At 45.2% G+C, this 24,503-nt stretch carries 20 protein-coding genes; 10 read left to right on the top strand and 10 right to left on the bottom strand.

Features of this window, described 5'->3' with window-relative positions; genetic code table 11:
• Positions 1-34: 34 nt before the first annotated feature.
• The 3 genes from IC230_RS03545 to IC230_RS03555 all read left to right on the top strand — a co-directional run bounded on the left by IC230_RS03545 (position 35) and on the right by IC230_RS03555 (position 3,322).
• Positions 35-439, top strand: a complete 405-nt coding sequence (locus tag IC230_RS03545; protein ID WP_191037573.1) for a hypothetical protein — start codon at positions 35-37, stop codon at positions 437-439.
• Positions 440-569: 130 nt separating this feature from the next.
• A complete protein-coding gene (locus IC230_RS03550) occupies positions 570-1,817 on the top strand; it encodes a metal-dependent hydrolase family protein (RefSeq protein WP_191037574.1) in 1,248 nt (415 codons plus the stop codon).
• A gap of 221 nt (positions 1,818-2,038) precedes the next feature.
• Positions 2,039-3,322 carry a citrate synthase gene (locus IC230_RS03555; protein WP_191037575.1) on the top strand — a complete coding sequence of 428 codons (1,284 nt, stop codon included), beginning with the start codon at positions 2,039-2,041 and terminating at the stop codon, positions 3,320-3,322.
• Positions 3,323-3,410: 88 nt separating this feature from the next.
• Here the strand turns inward: IC230_RS03555 and recA are convergent, their stop codons facing one another.
• Together recA and IC230_RS03565 are read right to left on the bottom strand one after the other, a co-directional pair.
• Positions 3,411-4,505: a recombinase RecA gene (gene recA / locus IC230_RS03560; protein WP_191037576.1), complete on the bottom strand. Its 1,095-nt coding sequence runs from the start codon at positions 4,503-4,505 to the stop codon at positions 3,411-3,413.
• Positions 4,506-4,681: 176 nt separating this feature from the next.
• Positions 4,682-5,188 (bottom strand): hypothetical protein, encoded by a 507-nt coding sequence (locus tag IC230_RS03565; RefSeq protein WP_191037577.1) that lies wholly within the window; start codon positions 5,186-5,188, stop codon positions 4,682-4,684.
• A gap of 271 nt (positions 5,189-5,459) precedes the next feature.
• Between IC230_RS03565 and eno the strand changes: the two genes are divergently transcribed.
• The 4 genes from eno (at position 5,460) to gpmI (ending at position 9,331) form a co-directional block, all read left to right on the top strand.
• Complete coding sequence (gene eno / locus IC230_RS03570; protein WP_191037578.1) at positions 5,460-6,740, top strand: phosphopyruvate hydratase; 1,281 nt, start codon at positions 5,460-5,462, stop codon at positions 6,738-6,740.
• A gap of 75 nt (positions 6,741-6,815) precedes the next feature.
• Positions 6,816-7,127, top strand: coding sequence for a septum formation initiator family protein (locus tag IC230_RS03575; protein WP_191037579.1), 312 nt, complete (start codon positions 6,816-6,818; stop codon positions 7,125-7,127).
• 56 nt (positions 7,128-7,183) lie between these two features.
• Entirely contained in the window at positions 7,184-7,699 is a 516-nt protein-coding gene (locus IC230_RS03580; RefSeq protein ID WP_191037580.1) for a low molecular weight protein-tyrosine-phosphatase, read from the top strand.
• Positions 7,700-7,756: 57 nt separating this feature from the next.
• A complete protein-coding gene (gene gpmI, locus IC230_RS03585; RefSeq protein WP_191037581.1) occupies positions 7,757-9,331 on the top strand; it encodes a 2,3-bisphosphoglycerate-independent phosphoglycerate mutase in 1,575 nt (524 codons plus the stop codon).
• A 6-nt stretch (positions 9,332-9,337) separates the two neighbouring features.
• On the opposite strand, the gene IC230_RS03590 is transcribed toward gpmI, so the two are convergent.
• From IC230_RS03590 to IC230_RS03600, 3 genes are all read right to left on the bottom strand, one after another.
• Positions 9,338-10,396: a glycosyltransferase family 4 protein gene (locus IC230_RS03590; protein ID WP_191037582.1), complete on the bottom strand. Its 1,059-nt coding sequence runs from the start codon at positions 10,394-10,396 to the stop codon at positions 9,338-9,340.
• A 59-nt stretch (positions 10,397-10,455) separates the two neighbouring features.
• Positions 10,456-10,914 carry a regulatory protein RecX gene (locus tag IC230_RS03595; RefSeq protein WP_191037583.1) on the bottom strand — a complete coding sequence of 153 codons (459 nt, stop codon included), beginning with the start codon at positions 10,912-10,914 and terminating at the stop codon, positions 10,456-10,458.
• Between the two features lie 124 nt (positions 10,915-11,038).
• Positions 11,039-12,040 (bottom strand): nucleoside hydrolase, encoded by a 1,002-nt coding sequence (locus tag IC230_RS03600; RefSeq protein WP_191037584.1) that lies wholly within the window; start codon positions 12,038-12,040, stop codon positions 11,039-11,041.
• Positions 12,041-12,231: 191 nt separating this feature from the next.
• Between IC230_RS03600 and IC230_RS03605 the strand changes: the two genes are divergently transcribed.
• Together IC230_RS03605 and IC230_RS03610 are read left to right on the top strand one after the other, a co-directional pair.
• Positions 12,232-13,404, top strand: a complete 1,173-nt coding sequence (locus tag IC230_RS03605) for a glutathionylspermidine synthase family protein (RefSeq protein ID WP_191037585.1) — start codon at positions 12,232-12,234, stop codon at positions 13,402-13,404.
• A 271-nt stretch (positions 13,405-13,675) separates the two neighbouring features.
• A complete protein-coding gene (locus tag IC230_RS03610; RefSeq protein WP_191037586.1) occupies positions 13,676-14,023 on the top strand; it encodes a DoxX family protein in 348 nt (115 codons plus the stop codon).
• A 90-nt stretch (positions 14,024-14,113) separates the two neighbouring features.
• On the opposite strand, the gene IC230_RS03615 is transcribed toward IC230_RS03610, so the two are convergent.
• From IC230_RS03615 to IC230_RS03625, 3 genes are all read right to left on the bottom strand, one after another.
• The gene (locus IC230_RS03615) at positions 14,114-18,010 is read right to left on the bottom strand and encodes an AsmA family protein (RefSeq protein ID WP_191037587.1); all 3,897 of its coding nucleotides are present in this window, start codon (positions 18,008-18,010) and stop codon (positions 14,114-14,116) included.
• A gap of 236 nt (positions 18,011-18,246) precedes the next feature.
• Positions 18,247-19,695, bottom strand: a complete 1,449-nt coding sequence (locus IC230_RS03620) for a hypothetical protein (RefSeq protein ID WP_191037588.1) — start codon at positions 19,693-19,695, stop codon at positions 18,247-18,249.
• A 71-nt stretch (positions 19,696-19,766) separates the two neighbouring features.
• Complete coding sequence (locus IC230_RS03625) at positions 19,767-20,210, bottom strand: small multi-drug export protein (RefSeq protein ID WP_191037589.1); 444 nt, start codon at positions 20,208-20,210, stop codon at positions 19,767-19,769.
• 546 nt (positions 20,211-20,756) lie between these two features.
• Between IC230_RS03625 and IC230_RS03630 the strand changes: the two genes are divergently transcribed.
• The gene (locus IC230_RS03630) at positions 20,757-21,434 is read left to right on the top strand and encodes a TetR/AcrR family transcriptional regulator (RefSeq protein ID WP_223860238.1); all 678 of its coding nucleotides are present in this window, start codon (positions 20,757-20,759) and stop codon (positions 21,432-21,434) included.
• A gap of 79 nt (positions 21,435-21,513) precedes the next feature.
• Here the strand turns inward: IC230_RS03630 and IC230_RS03635 are convergent, their stop codons facing one another.
• The gene (locus IC230_RS03635; RefSeq protein WP_191037591.1) at positions 21,514-23,559 is read right to left on the bottom strand and encodes a glycoside hydrolase family 65 protein; all 2,046 of its coding nucleotides are present in this window, start codon (positions 23,557-23,559) and stop codon (positions 21,514-21,516) included.
• A gap of 207 nt (positions 23,560-23,766) precedes the next feature.
• Positions 23,767-24,483, bottom strand: coding sequence for a hypothetical protein (locus IC230_RS03640; protein WP_191037592.1), 717 nt, complete (start codon positions 24,481-24,483; stop codon positions 23,767-23,769).
• Positions 24,484-24,503: the final 20 nt, after the last annotated feature.

Consider the following 24,503-nt stretch of genomic DNA (forward strand, 5'->3'; position numbering starts at 1 on the left):
CGTTGGAGTAAAAACAACCTGCGATAATAATTTTATGCGTAACCCCTTCTTTTACATTTTACTTCTTGTGCTGGTTATTCTAGACGGCTGGCTTCTTTCACACCCCAATCTGATTGGTCAGGCTGGGGTGTTCTTTTTTGAGTATGAAGCTATTGAAACATTCCCGAAAGCGCTCGGAACCGTTTCATTAGTAGTGGGTGTCTGTCTGCTAATAACCTGGCTTTCCGGGCGACTTAGCCAAGCTGTGGGACTTGTCGTTTTAGTAGCCTTATTGGCTGCATCAATCTATTACCTGTTTCAGAGCTTTACCCAATACAATACGGGCATTTACAAACTGACAGGCTCAGGTTTTCGGGCGGGGGCTATTCTGCTGCCGGGATTAGTCGTTTTAGTGTTTGGCAAAGGCGTATGGGAGGCCATTTCGAACAAACGCAGCTGACTAATAACCTGTTTGGGTAAATACAATCGCCCGTGTTGGCAGTTCAGGTTTATTACTGCTTGCAACATACGCAGAAAAGCGCCATTTGGCGCTTTTCTGCGTATGTTTGAGGTGTTTCAACACTTCACTCATGCACAAACTATACCTTCTATTGATCTGGTTTCCCGTTTCGCTTTTTGCTCAATCAACCTACCTTCTTAAACCCGATCGGGTCTTTGATGGTGAAACAGTTCACGAAGATTGGGTCGTTCGTATAAAGGGAGACAAAATTGATGCCGCTGGGTCTGTCTCTTCAGTATCAGCGAATGGTGCTGAGATTATCGACCTGAAAGGAACAACCTTAATGCCTGGATTAATCGAAGGACATTCCCATTTACTGTTGCACCCTTACAACGAAACCCCCTGGGACGATCAGGTTCTAAAAGAAGCCCGGTCATTACGTGTAGCCAGGGCTACTGTTCATGCGCAAAAAACGCTTATGGCCGGTTTTACCACCGTTCGTGATCTAGGTACCGAAGGTGCTGATTATGATGACGTAGGACTCAAACAAGCGATTGATCAGGGTATTATTCCCGGACCTCGCATGATTATCGTGACACGAGCACTCATTGCGTCAGGCAGTTATGGACCCAAAGGATTCAGCGCCGATATTGATGTGCCGCAGGGAGCCGAAGAAGCCGACGGGCAGGACGCGCTGATCAAAGCTGTTCGGCGGCAGATTGGCAAGGGCGCCGATGCAATAAAAATTTACGCCGATTATCGCTGGGGACTTATGGCTGAAGCGCGCCCAACGTATACGATCGATGAAATTAAGCTGATTGTGGACGTAGCCGCCAGTAGTGGTCGGGCTGTAGTAGCTCACGCCAGTACAGCTGAAGGAATGCGCCGTGCCATTTTGGGTGGTTGTAAAACCGTTGAACATGGAGATGCTGGTACGCCCGAAGTGTTCGCGCTTATGAAACAGCATGGGACAGCTCTTTGCCCAACACTAGCGGCTGGGGATGCTGTAAGTCAGTATCGTGGCTGGAAAAAAGGAACAGATCCCGAACCGGAACGTATTAAACAAAAGCGCATTACGTTCAAACAGGCTCTGGAGGCAGGGGTAACGATCTGCGCCGGTGGTGATGTGGGCGTTTTCAGCCACGGCGACAATGCACGTGAACTCGTTATGATGGTTAATTACGGTATGAAACCGATCGATGTGTTACGGTCAGCCACATCGATCAATGCGGATACGTTCCAGTTAAAAGATCGGGGACGCATCAAGCCTGGTTTACTGGCCGATCTGGTAGCTGTAGAAGGTGATCCAGGCAAAACAATCGCTAATTTGCAGCGGGTTCGTGCCGTTCTAAAAGGCGGAATTTTTTATAAACGGTAATGCGAAAATTTATTGCGCATTCTTTTTGTTACATCTTAATAGAAAGGTAATACGGGATTTTTACGACAATTTCATTCGTCGTTTGGATTTTTGGGCTAATTTCGCCCGGATAGTTCCGTTACGGCTCCCGAATCAGTTTGAAGACTCATTCTATGTAGTTCACCCTGAAACGTAATGAGCCATTAACTCATTACCTCTGATTAACTCTACCCTGTTTTTGTATGGCAAACACCGCTGAATTAACTGTCGATGGCAAGTCCTATTCATTCCCAACCCTGGAGGGAACCGAACACGAAAAAGCCTTCGACATCTCGAATCTCCGTGATCAGACCGGCTACGTTACGTTAGACCGGGGTTACAAAAATACCGGTGCCACAAAAAGCGCCATTACCTTTTTAGATGGTGAAGAGGGTATACTACAGTATCGGGGTTACGCCATTGAAGATTTAGCGGCAAAGGCATCATTCCTGGAAGTCGCTTACCTGCTTATCTATGGTGATTTACCAACGAAGGATCAGTTTACGCAGTTTGAGACCTCCGTTCGTCGCCACACCCTGGTGAATGAAGATATGCGGAAAATCTTTGATGGTTTCCCGGTCAGCGCACACCCTATGGGAGTCCTGTCATCGTTGGTAAGTGCTATGAGTGCCTTTTATCCGGATTTGGAAAGCGGCAAAGAGGACAATACGGATCTGCACATTATCCGATTGCTGGCTAAGCTTCCAACGATTGCAACCTGGTCGTATAAGCGTTCATTGGGCCACCCTACGAATTACCCCAAGAATCAGCTGGATTACATTCCGAACTTCCTGAACATGATGTTCTCACTGCCGGTCGAAGATTATAAAATCGACCCGGTAGTCGTCGAAGCACTGAATGTACTACTGATTCTTCATGCCGATCATGAACAAAACTGTTCAACTTCAACGGTTCGATTAGTAGGCTCGTCGCAGGCTAACATTTATTCATCGATCTCAGCCGGTATTAGTGCTCTTTGGGGGCCGCTGCATGGTGGTGCTAACCAGGAAGTAATCGAAATGCTCGAAGCCATCAAAGCCGATGGTGGCGACGTATCGAAATACGTTGACATGGCTAAAAATGCCAAAACGACGGGTTTCCGACTATTTGGCTTTGGGCACCGTGTTTACAAAAATTTCGATCCCCGCGCTAAAATTATCAAAAAAGCTGCCGACGACGTATTGAGCAAACTCGGCGTCAATGACCCTGTTCTGGAAATTGCAAAAGGTCTGGAGGAAGCTGCGTTAAACGATGAATACTTCATTCAGCGTAAACTGTACCCGAACGTCGATTTTTATTCGGGTATTATTTATCGCGCTCTTGGTATTCCAACCAATATGTTCACCGTCATGTTCGCGATTGGCCGTCTCCCAGGTTGGATTGCGCAATGGAAAGAAATGCGTGAACAGAAAGAACCAATCGGTCGCCCACGCCAGATTTACACTGGCGCTACGTTACGAGAGTTTACGCCCTTGGAGAGCCGATAAACGTTCGTCATACTAATTGCATAAAAAAAGACCGGCTTACTGCCGATCTTTTTTTATGATCTATACTTTACCTTTTTTGATCAAAAAACTAATCTTCGATCAGACCTTCATCGTCAGCCTCAGTACCAGCAAGAACAGGATCGAGAAGAGCTTCATCATCCTCAGCAATTTTCGCCCGAATCTTGCCTTCGATTTCGCCCATCAACTCTGGGTTGTCTAATAGCAACTCTTTAACCGCGTCGCGGCCTTGAGCTAGTCGACTGGTGCCGTAAGAGAACCAGGAGCCTGATTTCTTCACGATCTCCATCTCAACAGACAGGTCAAGTATTTCACCAACTTTTGAGATGCCCTGACCGTACATAATATCGAATTCGACAACTTTGAACGGAGCCGCGAGTTTGTTCTTCACAACTTTCACTTTCGTGCGGTTACCCACTACGTTATCGGCGCCTTCTTTGATCTGCCCAATACGACGGATGTCCAGGCGAACCGATGCATAGAATTTCAATGCATTACCACCGGTTGTGGTTTCTGGGTTACCGAACATCACACCGATCTTCTCACGCAACTGGTTGATAAAAATGCAGCAGCAACCAGTTTTGTTGATTGTACCGGTCAGTTTACGTAACGCCTGCGACATTAAACGGGCTTGGAGACCCATTTTGCTTTCGCCCATTTCGCCTTCGATTTCGGCTTTTGGCACAAGTGCAGCTACGGAGTCAATAACGATAATATCAATGGCGCCAGAACTAATTAGGTGTTCAGCGATTTCGAGCGCTTGTTCACCGTTATCAGGCTGTGAGATTAGCAGGTTTTTGGTGTCGATGCCCAGTTTTTCCGCGTAAACCCGGTCAAATGCGTGTTCAGCGTCAATGAAGGCTGCCAGACCGCCCGCTTTCTGCGCTTCGGCGATGCAGTGCATTGTCAATGTGGTTTTACCGGACGATTCAGGTCCATAGATTTCAACAACACGACCACGGGGCATTCCGCCAATGCCGAGCGCTAAATCTAATCCCAGCGAGCCGGTTGAGATAACCGGAACGTCGACAACTTTGCTTTCGCTCAGGCGCATTACGGTGCCTTTTCCGAACGCTTTGTCAAGCTTCTCAATGGTTGTTTGAAGGGCTTTTAATTTACTGTCATTAGCAGATGCTGTGGCTTGCGCCGTATCTGATTTTGCCATGTTAGGATGGTTGTTTAAACAGATAAAATTACCCAAAAACCGCCAGTTTACCAAACGGTTTCTGAAAATAGTTAAGGCTTTTTAAGCGTATGTTCCCATGAAAAACTCACCTGGACAATTCACCAGAAAAGTGACTGTTTTTCAACAACTTAACAAACAACACCGCGATTAATCAACTAAAGTGTAGAATCGGCAGAAACAGGCTGCTGAGCTGGCGCGGGTTGCTGGATTTGAGGCTGTGTTTGTTGTGACTGAGCAGGTTGGGTTTGATCTTGCTGATTACCCGGATAAGCGGACCCGTCACCATAGGGGCGAGCCGGCGGGCCAACGATTTCTACGCCAGTAATGTAGTATTTCGTTTCACCATTCCAGGGAAATTTCAGTATTTTTTCTTCGTAATGAAGCGTGACTCGCTGACCTGTTTTTACGGCCTGCGTGATCTGCTTAGCTACCGCGTCATTATCTACCGAAAAGTCGAAATATTGGGGTGTTAATGAACCCGTTTCCCCCGAAAATCCGCCAACGTTCAGTACACCTTCGTACGTTTTAAAAACAAAACCCCGGCGGCTAAATTTGGAAACCGTTCCGGCACGCTCACCATCGCTGTAGCTCCAGCCTGTAAGCGCGTACAGTACTCCGAGAATGACTAACAAAAACAACAGAAAATATAATAACCCTCGCATAATCTTATAGTAGTTTGGTGGCAATGTTAGAGCACACAAATAGACAACATTTTCTGACAACTTCTGTTTCAGGTCTTTATTGACATTAAATTGTTAGGTTGGTCACGCACATACATGTTGTCTTTTCCTCCGCTCTTCTAAAAGTTTTGGCTTGTATTTTGTTACTTTGCGCCCGGTTAGTCTATCAGCCTAATCGCTTGGTAGTCAAACATCAAAAACCGGTGCGCCGGACCCATAGAATATTTCGTTATTAATCTTTCTTATTCTTCCTATGAGTACCATTCAAAGCATTCATGCCCGACAGATTCTGGATTCACGTGGTAACCCGACTGTTGAAGTCGATGTCCGTACCGAAACGGGTTTCTTAGGTCGGGCGGCCGTACCTTCCGGCGCATCGACAGGCACCCATGAAGCGGTCGAACTCCGCGACGACGACAAAAAAGTCTATATGGGCAAAGGTGTTCTGAAAGCCGTCTCGAACGTAAATGAACTAATTTTCCCGGAGCTGGTTGGCATTTCAGTCTTTGAGCAGAGCATGATCGATAAAATTATGCTGGAGCTGGACGGTACATCCAACAAAGGCAAACTTGGCGCAAATGCTATTTTAGGTGTGTCGCTGGCAGCGGCCAAAGCAGCCGCTCAGGAAGCAGGCCTGCCTCTTTATCGCTACATTGGCGGTGTTAATGCCAATACATTACCGGTTCCGATGATGAACATCCTGAACGGAGGTTCACACGCCGACAACTCGATTGACTTCCAGGAGTTCATGGTTATGCCTGCTAACGCGTCGAGTTTCTCGGAAGCGCTACGTATGGGTACCGAAATATTCCATACGCTTAAAGGCGTTCTGAAAAAAATGGGTCTTGCTACGAACGTAGGCGACGAAGGCGGTTTTGCCCCAAACATTAAATCGAACGACGAAGCGATTCAAACCATTATTCAGGCAATCGAGAAAGCGGGCTATCGTCCCGGCGAAGACGTCTGGATTGCGATGGATGCTGCGTCGTCGGAGTTCTACGATGCTGAAGCAGGTGTCTATCACTTCAAAAAATCGACGGGTGATAAGCTGACTTCGTCTGAAATGGCAGGTTTCTGGAAAGATTGGGTGAGTAAATACCCGATTCTGTCGATTGAAGATGGCATGGCTGAAGACGATTGGGCTGGCTGGAAAGCACATACCGATGAATTGAAAGGCACCAATACCCAACTGGTTGGCGACGATCTGTTCGTAACGAACGTAACGCGTCTTCAGGAAGGGATCGATAAAGGTATTGCTAATGCTATTCTGGTGAAAGTGAATCAGATTGGTTCGCTAACCGAAACCATTGACACGGTAAATCTAGCCAAACGCAACTCCTACAAAAATATCATGTCGCACCGTTCGGGCGAGACGGAAGATGCAACGATTGCTGATTTAGCTGTTGCCTTGAATACCGGCCAAATTAAAACGGGTTCGGCATCACGTTCTGACCGGATGGCGAAATACAACCAGTTACTACGTATCGAAGAGGAATTGGGCGAAACAGCGTATTTCCCAGGACTTAAATTCTAGCATAGGGCGAAGGGTTAGGGGCATAGGGTTCAGTTACTCTCTGCCCTTACCCCTCTGCCCCATGCTCCATGCCCTATGCTACAAAAATTTCTTCATTACGGACGAAACTTCTACGTGGCTACGGGCCTGGGCCTGTTAGCCTGGATGACGTTTTTTGATGCCAATGACCTGCCCACTCAAATTCGAAACTGGTGGAAAGTACATGAGCTGGATCGGGACGCCAGGTTTTATCAAGAACGTATCAAGACTATTCAAACGGAACGCCAGGAAATTCTTGGTAATGATCAGCTTCGTGAAAAATTTGCCCGCGAAAAATATCTGATGAAACGGCCGGAAGAAGACGTTTTTGTCATTGTGGATGAAAAGAATGAACCGCTAGAAAAATAGCAGAGGGCAGAGGTTATCATTTTACCCTTACCCCTCTGCCCTCTGCCCCTACCCCCATGCTAAACGTCCTCTTCGTTTGTCTAGGTAATATATGCCGGTCACCGGTGGCGGAAGGGATTTTTAGGAGTTTAGTAACTGAAGCAGGTCTGGAAAAGCAGATCAATTGTGATTCCGCCGGAACATCATCTTACCATATTGGTAGCCTACCTGATCGACGAACCCGCGAAAACGCGCTCGAACACGGGTTAACGCTCACTCACCGTGCCCGGCGCCTGATCGGTGAAGATCTGGCCCAGTTTGACTACTTCGTGGCCATGGACGAAAAAAACCTTGAAGCCATCGAAAAACTGAATTACCGTAGCACGGGCATTTATTCCACTGACACAATTTTTCTGCTTCGGGAGTTCGACCCCGACGTCAATAATGAACCCGACGTACCGGACCCTTATTACGAAGGACCTGACGTTTTTGAAGAAGTTTATCAGATTACACTACGTTGCTGTCGACAGTTATTAACGTATCTTGTTCAACAGCATAACTTTCAAATTGTGAATGAGCGAATGATTGACTGACAGATCTTTTTTAGTCAGTCACTCATCCGCTCATTCACTTATTCACAAGTTGAATCTATGAACAAAAAAGTTATTCTCATTATCCTCGATGGCTGGGGTATTCCGCTCAAGCCTGATGTATCGGCTATCGAAGCCGCCCATACACCGTTCATAAACTCATTGTATCCTAACTATCCACATAGTACGTTGGATGCGTCGGGATTGGCCGTTGGATTGCCAGTTGGACAGATGGGCAATTCGGAAGTAGGTCACATGAATCTCGGTGCAGGCCGGGTCGTATATCAGGATTTAGTAAAAGTCAATAAAGCTGTTGAAGACCATACGCTTGATAATGAGCCTGTTTTGGTTGATGCGCTAAACTACGCCAAAGCCAATAACAGGAAAGTCCATTTTATCGGTCTGGTTTCCGATGGTGGTGTTCATGCACACATCGATCACATCAAAGGCCTATTGTCCATTGCACACGCTCATAACCTGACCGATGTATTTGTTCACGCCTTTACTGACGGTCGCGATACAGATCCTAAGGGAGGAATTGGCTACATCACGGATGTCCAGGCGCATATGGCGGCTACAACTGGGCAAATTGCCAGTGTTATTGGCCGCTATTATGCAATGGACCGCGATAATCGCTGGGAGCGGGTTAAAATAGCTTACGATGCCATGGTGAATGGCGTAGGGCAGAAAATAGCGCCTACTGACGTAATAAAGGCTTTGCAGGAATCGTACGATGCTGACGTTACGGATGAATTTATCAAGCCGATTATCGCAACTCAGCCGGATGGCTCACCCGTAGCCGTTATTGAGGACGGCGACGTAGTGCTCTGTTTCAACTTCCGTACTGATCGCGGCCGCGAAATTACGCAGGCACTGACGCAAAAGGATTTCCCGGAACAGGGCATGAAAAAATTGAATCTGGATTACATTACCATGACGAACTACGACAGTGAGTTTGTCAACGTGAACGTAATTTTCGACAAAGATAATTTACACAATACGTTAGGTGAAGTTGTTGCGAATGCAGGACGAAAACAGATTCGGATCGCCGAAACAGAGAAGTATCCACACGTAACGTTCTTCTTCTCGGGTGGTCGGGAAGAGCCCTTTTCAGGAGAAAAACGTCTGCTTTGCCCTTCACCGAAAGAAATGACGGTTATCGATGAAAAGGGCGTTGAGATAACCATACCGGTTAAAACCTACGATCAGATTCCCGAAATGGCAGCTTATGATATTCGGAATGCGATTGTTCCTGAGTTGGAAAAAGAAGAAGCCGATTTCATTTGTCTGAATTTTGCCAACACCGATATGGTGGGCCATACAGGTGTGTTCGAAGCCGTAATAAAAGCCGCAGAAACGGCAGATGCCTGCGCAAAGGCCGTTACTGAAGCAGCTTTGGAACATGGTTATACCACCATCATCATCGCCGATCACGGGAATGCTGAATACATGCTCAACGACGATGGTTCGCCGAACACGGCCCACACGACCAATTTAGTCCCCTGTATTTTGGTAGATAAAGAGTACCATCCAGAACTCAATGACGGGAAGCTCGCTGACATCGCTCCAACAATTCTGCAACTGATGGGTATTCCTCAGCCACCAGAAATGGGCGGAGTGAGTTTAATTAAATAATTCGTTTCACGAGCTACGCATCAGCGTTTGATAAAGCTGCCAGTATTCTGATGCGGCAATTTCCCAGCGGAACTTCTGACTTTGCAGGCGTAATCGATCAGCCATCATTGGGTCATTTCGATACGCCTGCATTCCTTTTTTAAAGGTTTCATTGACCGTTTCCGCATCAAATGAGGGAAAATAAAAAGCCTCACTGCCCCCTACTTCGGGTAGACTGGTTAGAGGAGAGCTAAATACAGGTTTCCCAAATGACATGGCCTCAATTACCGGAATGCCAAACCCTTCCATCAACGACGGAAACAGGAAGGCTTCGCAATGGGTATAAAACCACCACTTTGTCGATTCATCGATGGGTCCGGGCATTAAAAGCCGATCTGCTACACCTAACTGTCGAGCCTGTTCCCAAATTAGCTGGCTGTATTCAGGTTTATCTGGCCCGGCCAGCACCAGCCAATAGCTGGGATTAGAAACCAGCAAAGGAAGCATTGTATGGACGTTCTTATAGGACTGTAACATCCCAATAAAAAACAAAAACGGGCCCTTCGGTTTAACGATAGGCGGAGATATTGATACGTTGTCAGGAATATCGACACCACAATAAATAACATCAATGGGGGTTTGAGCCGGTACGCTCAATTGCTGCTGAACATCCTTTGCTACGTATTGCGAAATAGTGGTAATCGTCCTGGCCTGATTGATTCTAGCCTGATATTGTTCTTTACGCTTCTCCCTTCGCTGAACGGAATATTGTTTGAGCGCCAGGTAATTGAGATCCAGGATCGTGTAAATAAATCGAGTGGATAAGGTCGGATAAAATCGCGTGTCCTGATATAAACAGTGCCAGATATCATAGTTCCAGAATCGCCAGACTCGCCCTAATCGGGTAGCAATTCGATACTTAACCGACGGCCCAAAAATTCCGACCTGATCGCGGGTTACCAGAAAAGTAATCTCCCAGTCGGGTGGTTTCTGGCGCACCAGTTCACGCCCCAGATGTAAACAAAGCTGGCCCAGGCCGCTGGTAAGGTTGGCCATACGTTCAGTTTCCAGCAATAATCGGGGCATATGGTCAGAAGTCGGTAAATTAAAAAATAGGGTAAAAAAAGCCTTTGCGGAAATACGTTTTACTCCTCCTGGCCCAACACTGAAAAAATTAACTCAGACTCGTAGCCTTTGCTGAGGGCATAACGTACCAGTTTTTGTTTCACAACCAGGGGGTTATCGTCTCGGATGGTTTGCCGCTTTTTAGTCAATAATTCGGTGAGCGTCTCGCGGTAGTCGTCCGGTGCGATTTCTTTCATCGCCTGATCGAGATTATAGCCTGAAATGCCTCGTTGCTGTAGATGTTGTTTGATTTTCCGTTTACCCCACCCCTTCACCCGGAACTTGCCGCCCGCGAAGCTTTTGGCAAACCGCTCTTCGTTCAGGTAATTCTGCTGAATAAGCTCAGCAATAACTTCTTCGGCATCATCGCCAAAAACGCCCCATTCCTTTAGCCGGTCACGCACTTCCTGTTGGGTACGTTCCTGATAAGCGCAAAACATAGCTGCTTTGCTGAGCGCGTCTTTTACTAAATCAGTCATAAATAATCGTATACTCTGAATTGATTAGGTATCATGGACTTTAGTCCGTATAGCCGAAGGCTAAGGTATAATCGAAAATAATTAGCCTTCGGCTACACGGACTAAAGTCCGTGATACCCATAACTTAACGCTTCATGGGTTGATGTTGCATTAGCGTATTAATGAGTGATTCCACATCGGGAACGGGCATTTTCTCAACTAAGTACTGGTGACCTTTGCCTTTATCATCCCACCCATTGGAACCATCGGCGTTCATCGTCAATCGACCGGATTTGACAGTATAGTACGGTTCATATCCTTTGACACCAACCAGCACAGCCGTTTGATCCCAACTCATTCGACCATTGGCATCTTCTTTTGATTTAGGCAACGAAATCGTAAATACGTCTTTTACAGGGCTATTCTGAATACTGGTATTCTTAGTCAATGGTAACCCCGAATGAATTTTCTCACCAATTTCAAACCCACTACATAGAATTGGCGTTGGCCAGTTCTCAAACACGACTTGCGAAGAAAGCGTATCCCGGAATACGTTGTACTCGCGTCCACTCGGAAACTTGCCCGCCATACTAACTACCTGCTTCACTTTTTGAGCTGCTAACGCTTTCCCGGCCAGTTTCGAATGTTGATCAGGTTTGGAGTTAAGCAGATTAGCGAGGTTGGTCAGGAAGCCAACCGTAATGATCGTTACGCTATGATCAGGTTGTTTAGCCAGAATCTGCCGGTAAAGCGTAACAGCATCGGGTACTTCATTGTTGGATTGAATTTTGTGTGGATAGCGGGCTGTAATTGTATCAGACCAGTGCTGCGTGTCTTTATCACTAACGGCTTTCGCTTTTGGAACGGCAATGGGTATGTTCGGGCGATTAAAATAGGTGTTTAAAACACTTAGCACCTGCGCTACTTTCGGATAATTTGTGCTGGCAATCGTCGCCAAAATACGTGCCTGGCCTTCATCGGCAAATGCGTGCAGGAGCGTAATGGCGCCGACATCATCGTAGTCAGGTCCCATGTCGGTATCAAAGACAACAGGAACGGCAATTTCTTTTTTTGCCGACTGTCCATTAACCAGACCGGTCGTCAGGGCCAGCAGCACACCAGCTAAAAGTAAATAGGTTTGGAACATGTGAATAGGCGAGATTTATAAAACGGTAAGGCTCCGGCCCGGTTGAAACTACTATGTCGTTCTGATCGTATTAGCACCATTACAGTACGAATTACGAATTGTTTCAGCAAGAATCGAAATTTATCCCTGTAATGGCATTCGTAAGCCTGATTTGACGTAGCGATAACAGCCGATTTGTATAACTCGAAACTATGATTTCTCTCAAAACACTCAATACACCACCTGACGAACAACTCCAAAATCTCGGCTGGGATTGGATGCTGGGTCAGGATACACTACCCTACCTGACGAATGAAGTTGTCGTACTACGCGCCGATGAAGCCGATGCTTACTACGAAGCGGCTAATGAATTATTTGAGATGTTTGTAGCCGCCGGACAGCACATTATCGACGAAAATCGATTTGCGGAACTAGGGATCCCGGCCAATCTTGTTGAGCTTATCAAATTATCGTGGGACGACGACCGGAATATTCATCTGTACGGACGCTTTGATCTGGCTGGTGGTATTGATGGCAAACCGATTAAGCTTATCGAGTTTAATGCTGATACGGCCACCTGCCTGCCTGAAACAGCTGTAGTCCAATATGCACACCTCAAAGCCAACGGCTTTGATGAGAGTCATCAGTTCAACGCCGTGTTTGAAACGTTGACAGGACAATTTGAAGAACTTCTCGCGATGAATCCCGACTTACAGCCAACATTGTTGCTGTCGGCTATGCGCGATTTTCCGGAAGATGATGCCAACGTAATGCTACTCGGCGAAGCCGCTCGGGAAGCAGACTTTGAAATCGAATTTGATTTCGTAGACAATGTTGAATTCTCGGCAGACGAAGGCATTTTCTGGCAGAATCCTAAAGACGGACAGTTCGAAAAATTAGACTTCTGGTTTAAGCTGGTGCCTTGGGAATCCATTGCCGAAGATGAGCCGGAACTCCTGAAAATTCTGACGGAGATTGTACGTAAACGCCTGGCTGTCATTCTAAATCCAGCCTATACGCTACTGTTCCAGTCAAAATACATTCTCAAAATTCTGTGGGAGCTTTACCCAAATCACCCCTTGTTGCTCGAAGCTGACACCCAGCCATTAAGTGGCAAAGCCTGCGTAGAAAAAGTGTTATTCGGGCGAGAAGGGGCGAACGTTCGTATTTTAAACGCCGATGGTAGCGAACGCCAGGCTGTAGACGGTGACTATAACGCGTATCCGAAAATTTATCAGGAATATGTTGAGTTTCCTAAGGATTCAACTGGGCATTCGTATCAGGCCGGAGTATTCTACGCTGGCGAAGCCTGTGGATTAGGGTTCCGGCGAGGTGGCCTGATTCTGGACAATACGGCGGGCTTTGTCGGGCATGTTATTGACTAAGGCTTCAGTAAACCGTTTCTCACTGACTGATTTATAAGTTAATGCCACGTCAATCCAGGTTTTAATTTAGATTAACGTAGCATCATTTTCTTTCCTGACGCTGCCGATGGCGTTCCATAACGCGCGTTTGCTGGGCGTCATGGCGTTGCTTTTTCTTGCCTGGAGAATGCCTATTTATGAAGGCTTAATCAATACGTAACACTTTACGGTTTACTATATTGTAGCCTCTCAAAAGGTCGACAATCCTAACTCACTTCAGCAACGGAAATGCATGAATAATGTCAGCCTTTACCTTCAAGCCTTCATTTACATTGCAGCGGGCCTGAATCACTTTATCAGCCCAAAAACATACCTAGCCATTATGCCGCCTTACATTCCGGCGCATAATCTAATGGTAATCCTGAGCGGAGTGGCCGAAGTTGTACTTGGCATTGGGTTATTATTTCCAGCTACGCGGTCCCTGTCGGCATGGGGACTTATTTTGTTACTTGTTGCTGTGTTTCCGGCGAACGTATACATGGCGACGTCGAGTCGTTTCCGAAAACTTCCAGCCTGGCTTCGGTGGGCACGATTACCCTTACAAGGATTTCTGATTTGGTGGGCGTATCAGTTCACGTAATGAGAATTTTATGCGGTGGGGCTGAATTACAAAAAGGGGTACTGAATCGATTCAGTACCCCTTTTTATGCAGTTGTTACGTATCGAATACTTATTCTTCGGCGGGCAACGTGTGTTGCTGGCTCAGTTTCAAATAATTCGCGTGGTATTTTTTATTGGCTTTTACACCCACGCTAACCAATACACCACTCACAACGGATTTGATCCAGTAACCGAAAATAAATTTCCTTTGGTCGCGGTCGTAGAAGATGCGTGCATCTTTATCATTCTTTTTGTGCAGGATCTTATTAGCGGCAAAATTTTCGAATTTTATCAGCCACGAGCGTCGGGTGGTGTCCTTATGCCCAAGTAATTTGAGTTTCAGATCTTTGTAATGAAAGCGCATATTACCGACTGATGCATATCTATTACCTGCAATCTGGGCGGTTATAGGTTCAAGGTAGCCATCTTCAAGGTCTGCGGATGCCATCGGATTTGTGATCTGGGTAAGTTCAGGCATATGCAGATCAGACGTTTTCAAGAGCATATGAAAACCAGAAAGCGAATCTCCATAAGACTCCCGGTAGTGTAATCGCTTAATGTTAAGCCCCAGCAATTTTGTGCTGGCCAGCAGCTTCAAACTATCGGTTGACTTGGTGGGCCGATTAGTAACCGTTTTTAACGTGCCATTTATTTCATGCAACGGAATGGTAGCCACTCGTCCCGTCATTTTTGAGGTTTCATGGTAATTGACCTGACTATTCACTACGCTAACCGAATCAATACGGAACGGCACTTTGATTTTGCTGATCAGTTGGGTTGGCATCGGCTTAGTCGGCAAAACCGCTGGATCGGGCAGTCGTTTGTCGCGTGATACGTCGGTATTAATATTTTTAACTACAATATGGTTGAGGATCAAGGTCGTGTCCTTATACCAGCGATCTACTTTAATACCATTCAGCTGAGCCATTTCGCCCTGCACAGTGATATAATCGGATTGCAGATGCGGAGGAGTCATAAATTCCTCTTTCGTGATGGTAGGGCTGATTTGAAACTTATCCAGTTGCAGCCGTTCATCTTTATGCTCCCAACTCACTTTCTCAGCCTTCACAGCCGTCGTAGCACTCTTGAAAAATAAATCCGTAATGGCCAGATTTGTATGCTCAACAAACGTTGGCCACGCTAATTTCTGACCGGCTGTCCAATGGAAATTTGGCATGTCGATTGTGCCAGCAATCGCCTTAACCCGAAGTTCTGGAGGTGCTCCATTTTTCTTTGACTTAAGAGCAGGGTGCAAATCCTGAAGCGTTACGTTAGCGAGCAGGTTCGTTGTTATCGACGGCTTTCCATCCTTAGTAGCTATGAGTTTACCATTCGTTAACTGAACGTTGATCGAAGGCGCTGTCGTCTTCAGTTTTGGCATGGTCAGCTTCACATCCGCCGGGCTAACACGTAGTGATGCAAACGTAGCGTCTTCGTGCTTTTTAGCATGTAAGGATTTAGCCTCCACATTAACTACAGTTTGTATCTGCGTCGAATCCTGACCTTTTTTGGTAATGAAGTTCACCCGAGCCTGCTTCACGTTCAGATCATGAAGAGCAAGATTAAGCGGAATGGCAAACGCCTTTGTTGGTTTAGTCGGTCTGGTAGATTCAGTTGAGTTTTGCTTAGCCTCTGTAACCATAGTTAGCTCCGGCCGATCAATCTGCACTGAGGTGAGGTTGATGTTTGAAAAATCGGTGGAGGGAAATGGCCCTTTAATCTGCATTTTCGGCAACGTAACGTCCATCAATTTACCGGCGGTGTTATCAGCGTAGCGCACGTTCGTTAACGTAGTGTGCTCATGGCTGTGTAGAGACACGTTCGCTACTTCCACCTGCTTGCCACCGGGTTGCCTGAAATACAGATTGTTGAGATTTCCCAGAAACTGCGCCCAGTGAAAAAATTTGGGATCGGTAGAGAGCTTATTCACTTGGATACCCTGCCCCTGAAATCCAGCTAGTACGTCTTTAGGCAAAGTAGCTTTTAAGTCAAGACGCTCAGCCAACAATTTCCCAATTCGTAACTTAGGTAGCGCTCTGGGTTGCGGCTTGACAGCTGGTTCGGTAGTTGGTTCAGCGTTGGCTGATTTAGGCTTTATTTTGGCATCGACCAACAGTTCATGAACACGTACTAAATCAATCTGAATGACTTTAGTCTGCTGCAGAATGTCCCAGCTGAAGGCTTCCCAGTAAATTTTATTAGCCGTTAAAGACGTGCCGGTAGCCAGGTTTATCGTCAACTTATCCACCCAGTTACGTCGATGCTGTCCGTCCATTCTGTAATTGGAAAGCAGCACGTTCAGGCCGCTGGATGCTACGTCCATTTCACGAATTCGTAAATCAGAAATGGCGTGCTTAATCTTAATCAGTGAGTCACTTGCCAAAAGGTCTTTGACTAAAATCGTGGCATTCAACGACTTTAAACTCGCACTGACGGGCTTAGTACTACCCACTAATCTGTATTCACCACTTCCATTAATGATATGAAACCGATCAACCTGAAGTAGTTCGCCAAAGCTGTGTAAGGTCTGGTAGATATCCGTCTTTTTGTGCGTTACGGTATCATGATTGGCCATTACCTGTGGTTTTGATGGTGCTTTTCGGGTAGCTATCAACCTAATTTTAGGTTCAACCAGCTCGGCATCCGTAGCTACTAATCGTTTCCGAATTAACTCATCAAGGCTTATATTCTTTAGTCGTAAGGCAGGCGCGGAGAATGTCATACCTTTTCCGGCCGTTTTGCGTGAAGCAGGCCCATAAAGGACATTCTTAAAAAGTACATCCTTGTTCATCAGCGTAAATTGTTCGACGTTGATTTTGAAAAGGCTATCTTTTGAATAAAAAGCAATGTTATTCAGATTTAACCTGATGCTGTCCGTTGTCAGCAATTGCTCTTTATGCGGATCAATGTTGAGATTATAAATAGTTAAGTTAGCTTTCTGAGTACCTGCCTTCAAGGTATTCTTCGCCTGACCCGCCAGTAAAATTTCTCCATCTTTTATTTTCGTATAGCGAATTTTGACGTCTTTAAACAACGTTTTAATGTTTGAGTGAATCGTCGTGTCTTTTACCTGCGTTTTTTTTGCAGCCAGCGGCAATGTGAGCACTGGCCTAACGCAAATGAGCGTATCGAGCGATAGTTCGCCTTTTTGATAAATAGCCGGTAAATGTTTTGAATTGAAGAAAAACTTATCAGCTCGCAGACTCATTTCGCCCTGGGTTTCCGTAGCTGGCTTATGAAAATGAACCGAGTCTATTTCAAATAATTGCCGGTTGCTGGCGAAGCGTAAGCCTCTAAAACTGAGTATATTTTTTCCGTCCGATAATACCCATCGTTGCCTGCCTAAAGCCAGTTCCAGATCATCTGATCCCAGTAGATGACTATCGTTATTATCGATTTTAAGAAAATTGCGTATCGTCAGGCTAAGGTCTTTAATTACTAATGGCTCAGGGCTATTTCGTTTGAATAGCGTAAACGATGCTTCGTGAATAGCAAACGATTTAGCGTGTAAATGATCCAGCGTTTTTTGCAGATTTTCCAGAATCATGGATGTATGAAAACTGGTGTGGTTCTGACTTTTTGGATGCACTTTATAGTCGTGAATAACTATTTCGGGTTTTACGACCGAAAAACTATCAACCGATAAGCGTTTGTGGAGCAGAAGGTCGCTCCAGTTCTCAACAGACAGATAGGCTTTGGGGATTTTTATGTCGTAGTAGACGGGTGTATTAGCGGTGTCTTTTCGGGTCAATACCGAATTATCGATAACAATCTCTTTATCAGCGAACGAAAGTTTTATGTCTTTGCTATGAAACGCGTAACCACCGTCCGTTTGCTTTTCAATGGCGTATTCCAGTACATCCTTTAAATTATTTACTAAAATATAATAAAGGCCACCCGCTAACAGTAGTGGTATAGCGGCCGCGATGAGCACTATTTTAACCCAGCTTTTTAACGTTACTTTCATGTTTCAAGAGATTCGATCCAGTGAGTTACTTACGAAAGCATTATTATCATATGTGTAACTAACCTGCAAGTTAGCTAATTAAGCCATTTTATACGTGGTTTTCAGTCGATATCAGATCTCAGTAAGATGAGGAAATTACTAAGCTTCCAATACGCTTATCTATATACGTAACAAACACATGTATGTGCCATACTGAGTTCTTTACAAAAATTAGTACTCCGGTTTATTACACTAGTTCAGAGGTTATGAATATAGGAAAGCAAAAGCCCGATAACCAGATGATTTGCCTTTGCTTCGACAGGATTACCTAACAGTAAATTCGATTCGTTTGGCGTATCAAAGTTAATCTCTGGCTTGTATTGTCGGTTCGTGCCATAAGACAACAAAAGACCAGGTCGGAAACTGAATTTTGGTCGCCGAATATTAGCTCCTAGCTGTGCGTGATAGGTGTTCCAGTTTGTTGTGTAGGAGATATAGCCATCTTCATCAGCGAATGATTTTTCGTCGGCATATGAGAAGTCAGTACGTGCCGAAATATAGCCCATAACCGATGGCTTTACCGGAAAGCTAATGCCAACAGCAACGTTCATGACGGATTTCCGGGCTTCTTTAAATTTCAATAAAGCTTGTGTGGATGCATTGGCTGACCCTGTATCAGGACGGATAAAATAGTCGTTACGAGGCAGTAGAACGTTATAATCGTCTATTTTGGCGAAGTACTCAGCCGCTACGTAAAGCTGACTCCGTCCGAAGTCATAACTGTAACCCGCAGCTATACTAAGGGGAGTTTTATAGTTCGTTTTAAGTTTTTCCTGCCGTGTATTCGCCAGGAAATTGACAGGATCTGACGTTGGTGTTAACCGCAGATTAGTCACTACGTTATCGCTCATTAGCGTACCCTGACTAAAAATACGCGTTAGAGGAAACGTAACCAGCAGACCGAAATGGTGACGGGACTGGTTATACGCTACGCCCAGTTTAGGCTTCAGGCTTGCCTGCGTATAGTCTACGCGATAAACGGACTCGGTGTTTGTTAAAGGAGGAAAAATAACGTCTGAGCCACTAGGCAGGTTCTGTAGAGCCCGGCCGCTATACTCGATATCAAAGCTTTGCTTCCGAATGGGCACTTCCAGAGAGGCTCCGATAAATAGTTTCTCTGACAATTTATACCCAGCACTAAAGGCACCTGCGATTTCGCTAACCTGATTTATTTCGCTGAATTGACCAATGTAATACTCTGAACCAGGACTATATCCATCGTTCAATACGTTCATTTGCTTGTCCTGGCGTTGGTTTGCCCGATCGTTCAGAATATGCGTATGAATCAAAGCGTAGGCCAGCACAAGGCGTTCATTATTCTTCAATTCAAAACTCCCCGAATGCATTTGGGGCGAAACGCCAGCTGATACCGACTTTAAGTCTTTCCCTTTGCCTAAGGCATCAATGATTCGATTAGACTCATACTGGTATAAACTTCCGGAAAATTCTAGAGCCGTTTTAGGTCGAACAGCCAGCAAAGCTGGATTGTAAAAAAAGACGCCACTGTCCTTCGTATCAGCAATCGTGGCGCCAGGTGTCATCAGACCACCTGGCCCATAATTAGATGACCAATAATGCGAATCCTGTGCAATAGCGTATTGAATACTTAAGCCAAATAGTATAAATAAGGTAGTGATACGTACCATTTAAGACGATTTTAGGTGGGGGATTTTCAACTAACTATGGCTCGTTTTTATCGAAACGAGAGCTCACGTCTTCAAAGAATTTTTTGAAGGCCGGGTATATTGTATAAGGCGAGTGTAAGAATAAGCCCCCAGAATACGGCGAATACGATCATCCAGAAGATTATTTTAACAGGGGGAATTTTAAACGATGTCGCAATTAGCGTTCCGCCGATAGGCGTAAAAAGAAGGGGAGTCAGGCAGGCAATACCAATTACACCAAAATTACGATACACTTTCACTGCACGACGGCTGCCTTTAGAAAAACGTTTAGGTTCTTTTTTTCTTATCTTTTGCCATCCATCCTGTATTACTTTACCCAGAAATGTAAAGAGAACAACACTAATCATCATACCGATGATGGTGCATATCATAGTTTCCCACCAAGTCAACTTTAGAGCAATTCCCGCCAGCGGACCAAGCAGAAATTTCAGCATAGAAGGCAGGATTACGGAAATGTATTTACCATATTCATTCATAGGGAGGGGAGTGTTTTAAATCAAGACGGGAAATTAACATATTTAACTAAGTATTTCCAAATTGCCGATTTAGAACCAGGAAAAGCAGGTTCTCTCGGAATTGACTTTACTATATTTCCAAAAATAACGCCCGTATTTGAGAAGTAATCCAGATCATAGGCTAAACATTGTTAGAGGTTTTATCAAAAGGCTACACTAGTAACTTTTTATGCTTTTCCGTAAGGTATTGTTTTCTAAAAAACACACTTGACGATTACAATACCCTAAGCAGCCAAAAACAAAAGCGTTTCTTCAAAGATTTACTTAATGTTGGTTACCTAAGTTATATAATTCTGCCTTCCTTGTCGTTAAATGTATATCAAGCAATGATAGGATTATCCTGAAAGTCTGGTCAAGGAGTTAATTAAGATTCTATAGTACTCAATTAAGCCTATGGATTGCTTAACTTATTGACGTCAATCAATAAAAGTTCATTAAAGTGACTTTCACGAATAATTATAGTCAAAGGAGGTGACATCTATTTGAATTATAATGTGTGCAGTAATTATGGAAAAAGACGATAAGATACGCCGGAACCGTGCAAAGACTACTCAGCGAATTGTTGAAGCCTTAGAGGATGTAATTGCAGAACGTGGTTTGGAAGGTGTCGGCGTAAACCGCGTGGCAGAAAAGGCTAACGTCAGCAAAGTTTTGATCTACCGGTATTTTGGTGGCATGGAGGGGTTGCTGGAATATTACGTGAAAATGGGGAAGCTATTTCCAGTTTTCACACCTGCTCTCCTTGATCAAATCCGGCCGCTACACGAATCAGATGTCGCCAGAATTTGGTATCGCCAGGTCATTCAAACGTATCGGTATTTCCGCACGTTCAAAACAGCCCGGGAGGTGTTAAAAGCCAGTGTTATCGAAAATGATTCCATCGCAGAAACGACAGCCAAAGCGCAGGATGAAGAGATGACGCGACTTGTCAGTCAGCTTTCTTTCACGAAAGGTGCAGACACACAAGCCATTTCAGCCGTAATACTTGGTGCAATGACATATTTGACCATTATGGCACAAAATGACCGCACCATGATCAGCATTGATCTGCGCAGTGAAGAAGGCTGGGAACGCATTGAGAATGCCGTTAAAACAATTTATATTGCCTTAAATAAAATGGCAATCACGTCAAAAGACGTTCAACTAGAGCTTCAGGCTACGCATTTACCAGCAGCACAATGGTAAAAATAGATATAAGTCATTTACACGAAGGGGCAGATAAGAATCTTATCTGCCCCTTCGTGTAAATGACTTATATCTATTTTTATTGTACCTGAACAGTCTTTGCCTGTGGGCCAAATCCTTTAATAGTTAAGGACTTCCATTTCTTCGGCAATTTCGATTTAAGCTGAACGATACCGTTGTCAGTAATTTCCAATCCGCCGAAACCGTTTAATACAGCCTGCAGCATTCCTCCGGCGCCTGTCGCAAAATAAGGGTTCGTTCCTCCAGCTGTTTCAGCCATTACGCCAAAAGGCGGTACTTCGTTGGGCTTATAACTCTTTACGAACCAATCATAGGCTTTATCTGGCTCGCCCATCCGCGCGTGAAGCGTTGACAGCACAGACCATCCCATGGCTGGCCCTTCAGGCGAATAGCGTGGTTCATAATAAGCCAGATCTTTTTTAATTGCAGCTTCGTCTGAGACTATGTGGAGTGGGTATGCCAGGAGATTTACATCGGCCTGCTTAATCATAACGCCATCGTACGTACGATTTTCTTTTGTAATCCCATCCGGAAATTTCAGAATTGGAATGTTATCGGCTACGAGCTTCCAGTCAGGATTTGCGGTCATGCCCAATTCTTGCGCAGCCTGAATAGCATACTGGAGCGTAGTTTTAGCCATACCGTTCGTGAAGGCATTATCATCAATATTTTCCTGCCACTCATTGGCCCCAATTACGTTGTTGATATGGTATTTGCCAGGACCTTCGCGCTCAACACGGCTGGCCCAGAAATCCGCAACTTCTTTTAGCATAGGGTAGCCACGGGTACGAAGCCATTCTTTATCTTTCGTAACCTGATAATATTTCCAGAATGCCCAGCCTACGCAACCCGTAATATGATGTTGAAACGGCCCAGTTAAAGCCCAAACGGGCGTAGCTTCCTGACCATCGGCATCTGACTCCCACGGAAACATCACCCCTTTATAGCCATGACTAAACGCATTCTGCCGGGCCATCTGCATTCGTTCGAAGCGATACTCAAGCATCGACTTAGCGATTTCTGGTTTAAGTTCCAGAATTGGCGGGTACATCCAGAGTTCGGTATCCCAGAAAACGTGTCCGTTATAACCAAGCCCTGACAAACCCATTGGCGACAAACTATAACCCGTCCCTTCCCGAACAAATGAGTATAGATGATACAAGGCCGACCGAACAGCCCGCTGAGCGTCGGGATCACCATCAATTACAATGTCGCTTTGCCAGAGTTTAACCCATTCGGCATTATGACGCATCAAAAGCCGCTCAGTACGTTCGAGTGCAGCGAAAAGGGTTAGCCGTTCCGCTTCGTTCTGAGGATCGGCAGTATGTGCTGTTGAGGATACTGATCCAACGACGCTGAACCGATACGTTTCACCAGCTTTAAGCTTCTTTTTGAACTTGGCCAGGTGCATGTTGTAGTCCCAGTCTTCATGGATAACATCGGGTTCCTGACCATGCGGTTCTTCAAAAATAAAGCTGGTCGAAGCCGCCACGGTGTGCCGTCCGGTAGGACTCTTTGCCACAGAGGTTAATAGGCGGATGGTAACATGTGAGCGGTCAATTTCAGAATAGAAATTCTTTACTTCTTTGAGGTTTTCGGGCGTTTCGATAACGCTCATCGGACTAATTTCGCAATCTTTTTTGGCCGTAATTTCAACCATTGTCAACTCCGAAAATGGCAGGTGACGTAGCGCCATCATCGTTTGTCGAACACTCACTTTATCTTTATAATCGAACGTAGTGGTCAGGGCCGCTTTCTGCATATCCAGCGTCTGGCGGTAATTAGCGATCTCTTTCGGACCAATACGCTGCCCGTCTACGTCAAGGTTCATATTGGCGAAATTGAAAACTTTCAGGATGTTCGAGACACGGCCCCGTCCATACGTATCGAACGCACCATTCAGCACGACATCTTTCACTTTCATTGGCTCGGATGAAGAGACTAAGCCAATCATACCGTTAGCAACGGTAATTCCATAATAATTAGCTGGGTTAATATCCTGAGCAACGATTTGCCAGGCAGTCTTATCAGTTGGTGCCTGTGCTTTGGATAAAAGTTGACAAAACGACAGAAGTAAGCCAAGTAATACGTACTTTCTTTTCATAAATAAACCATAGGTGAAGTAAAGCCTAAAAATAATACCATTCAACGATTGATACTATTGTCTAAATCGCTTTCAGAATAGTTTATGATTACTGCCTTCTTATGGAGTATACACTTCGCAATGAACAGAAACGATTAAGATCTATGATCGAAAATTTGCAGAGGATATAGTAACAAAATGCCATACGACAGGCCAAGCTCAATGTATTTATTCAGGGTTATACGTCAGTTGGAGAACCACAGCCTGCGATCCGGTTTTATTCGTCCGTTGCCAGCCAATAGCTAGTGGTAAGTGCTTCCCGAGGTATACTTCAACACCCAATACTAATTGTCCAAAATCGTGCGGACCTGATATCCAATCACCTAATAAATGGAGTTTCTGATAAAAAATACCGGCATCGAAACCAGTCTGAAAACCCACTTTCGGTCCATCGCCCAAATAGCGTGCGTTGGCCATATAGCCTCCTGCGGAGAAATTATAGTGCTCATCATTAGAAGCAGCGGCTACGTGCCCATATACGTAACCAACGAGTTGAGGACGCCGGTCTGTCAGTACATTCATACCGCCCTGCGCACCGATGGCCAGTTCAAGATTTTTGGTAATATCAAACGCCTTTTGCGCATTCAGCATCAATAAGGGGCTAAATGATTTTTCGGTAGTTGAGTCATTGGCAACAATACGGCGATCGCTGGGTAAGTAATCGAGATTATACAGATTAAACCCTATTTCCCACTCGCGGCCTAAACCATAGTTAAACGTAGTGGATGAACGTATCGACTCTGAGATATTGACCTGCTGCTGAACAGCAATTTCGTGCTTATCAACTATGTCGGATGAAGGCACATTGAAATAGGTTTGCTGCCCAAAACTTAAGCGACCAATGAGACATAGCCCACTAAATAACAGCCAATAAATAGATTTCATTCTGTAGTTATATGAACATA

It is taken from the genome of Spirosoma validum (assembly GCF_014699035.1).
GTDB lineage: Bacteria > Bacteroidota > Bacteroidia > Cytophagales > Spirosomataceae > Spirosoma > Spirosoma validum.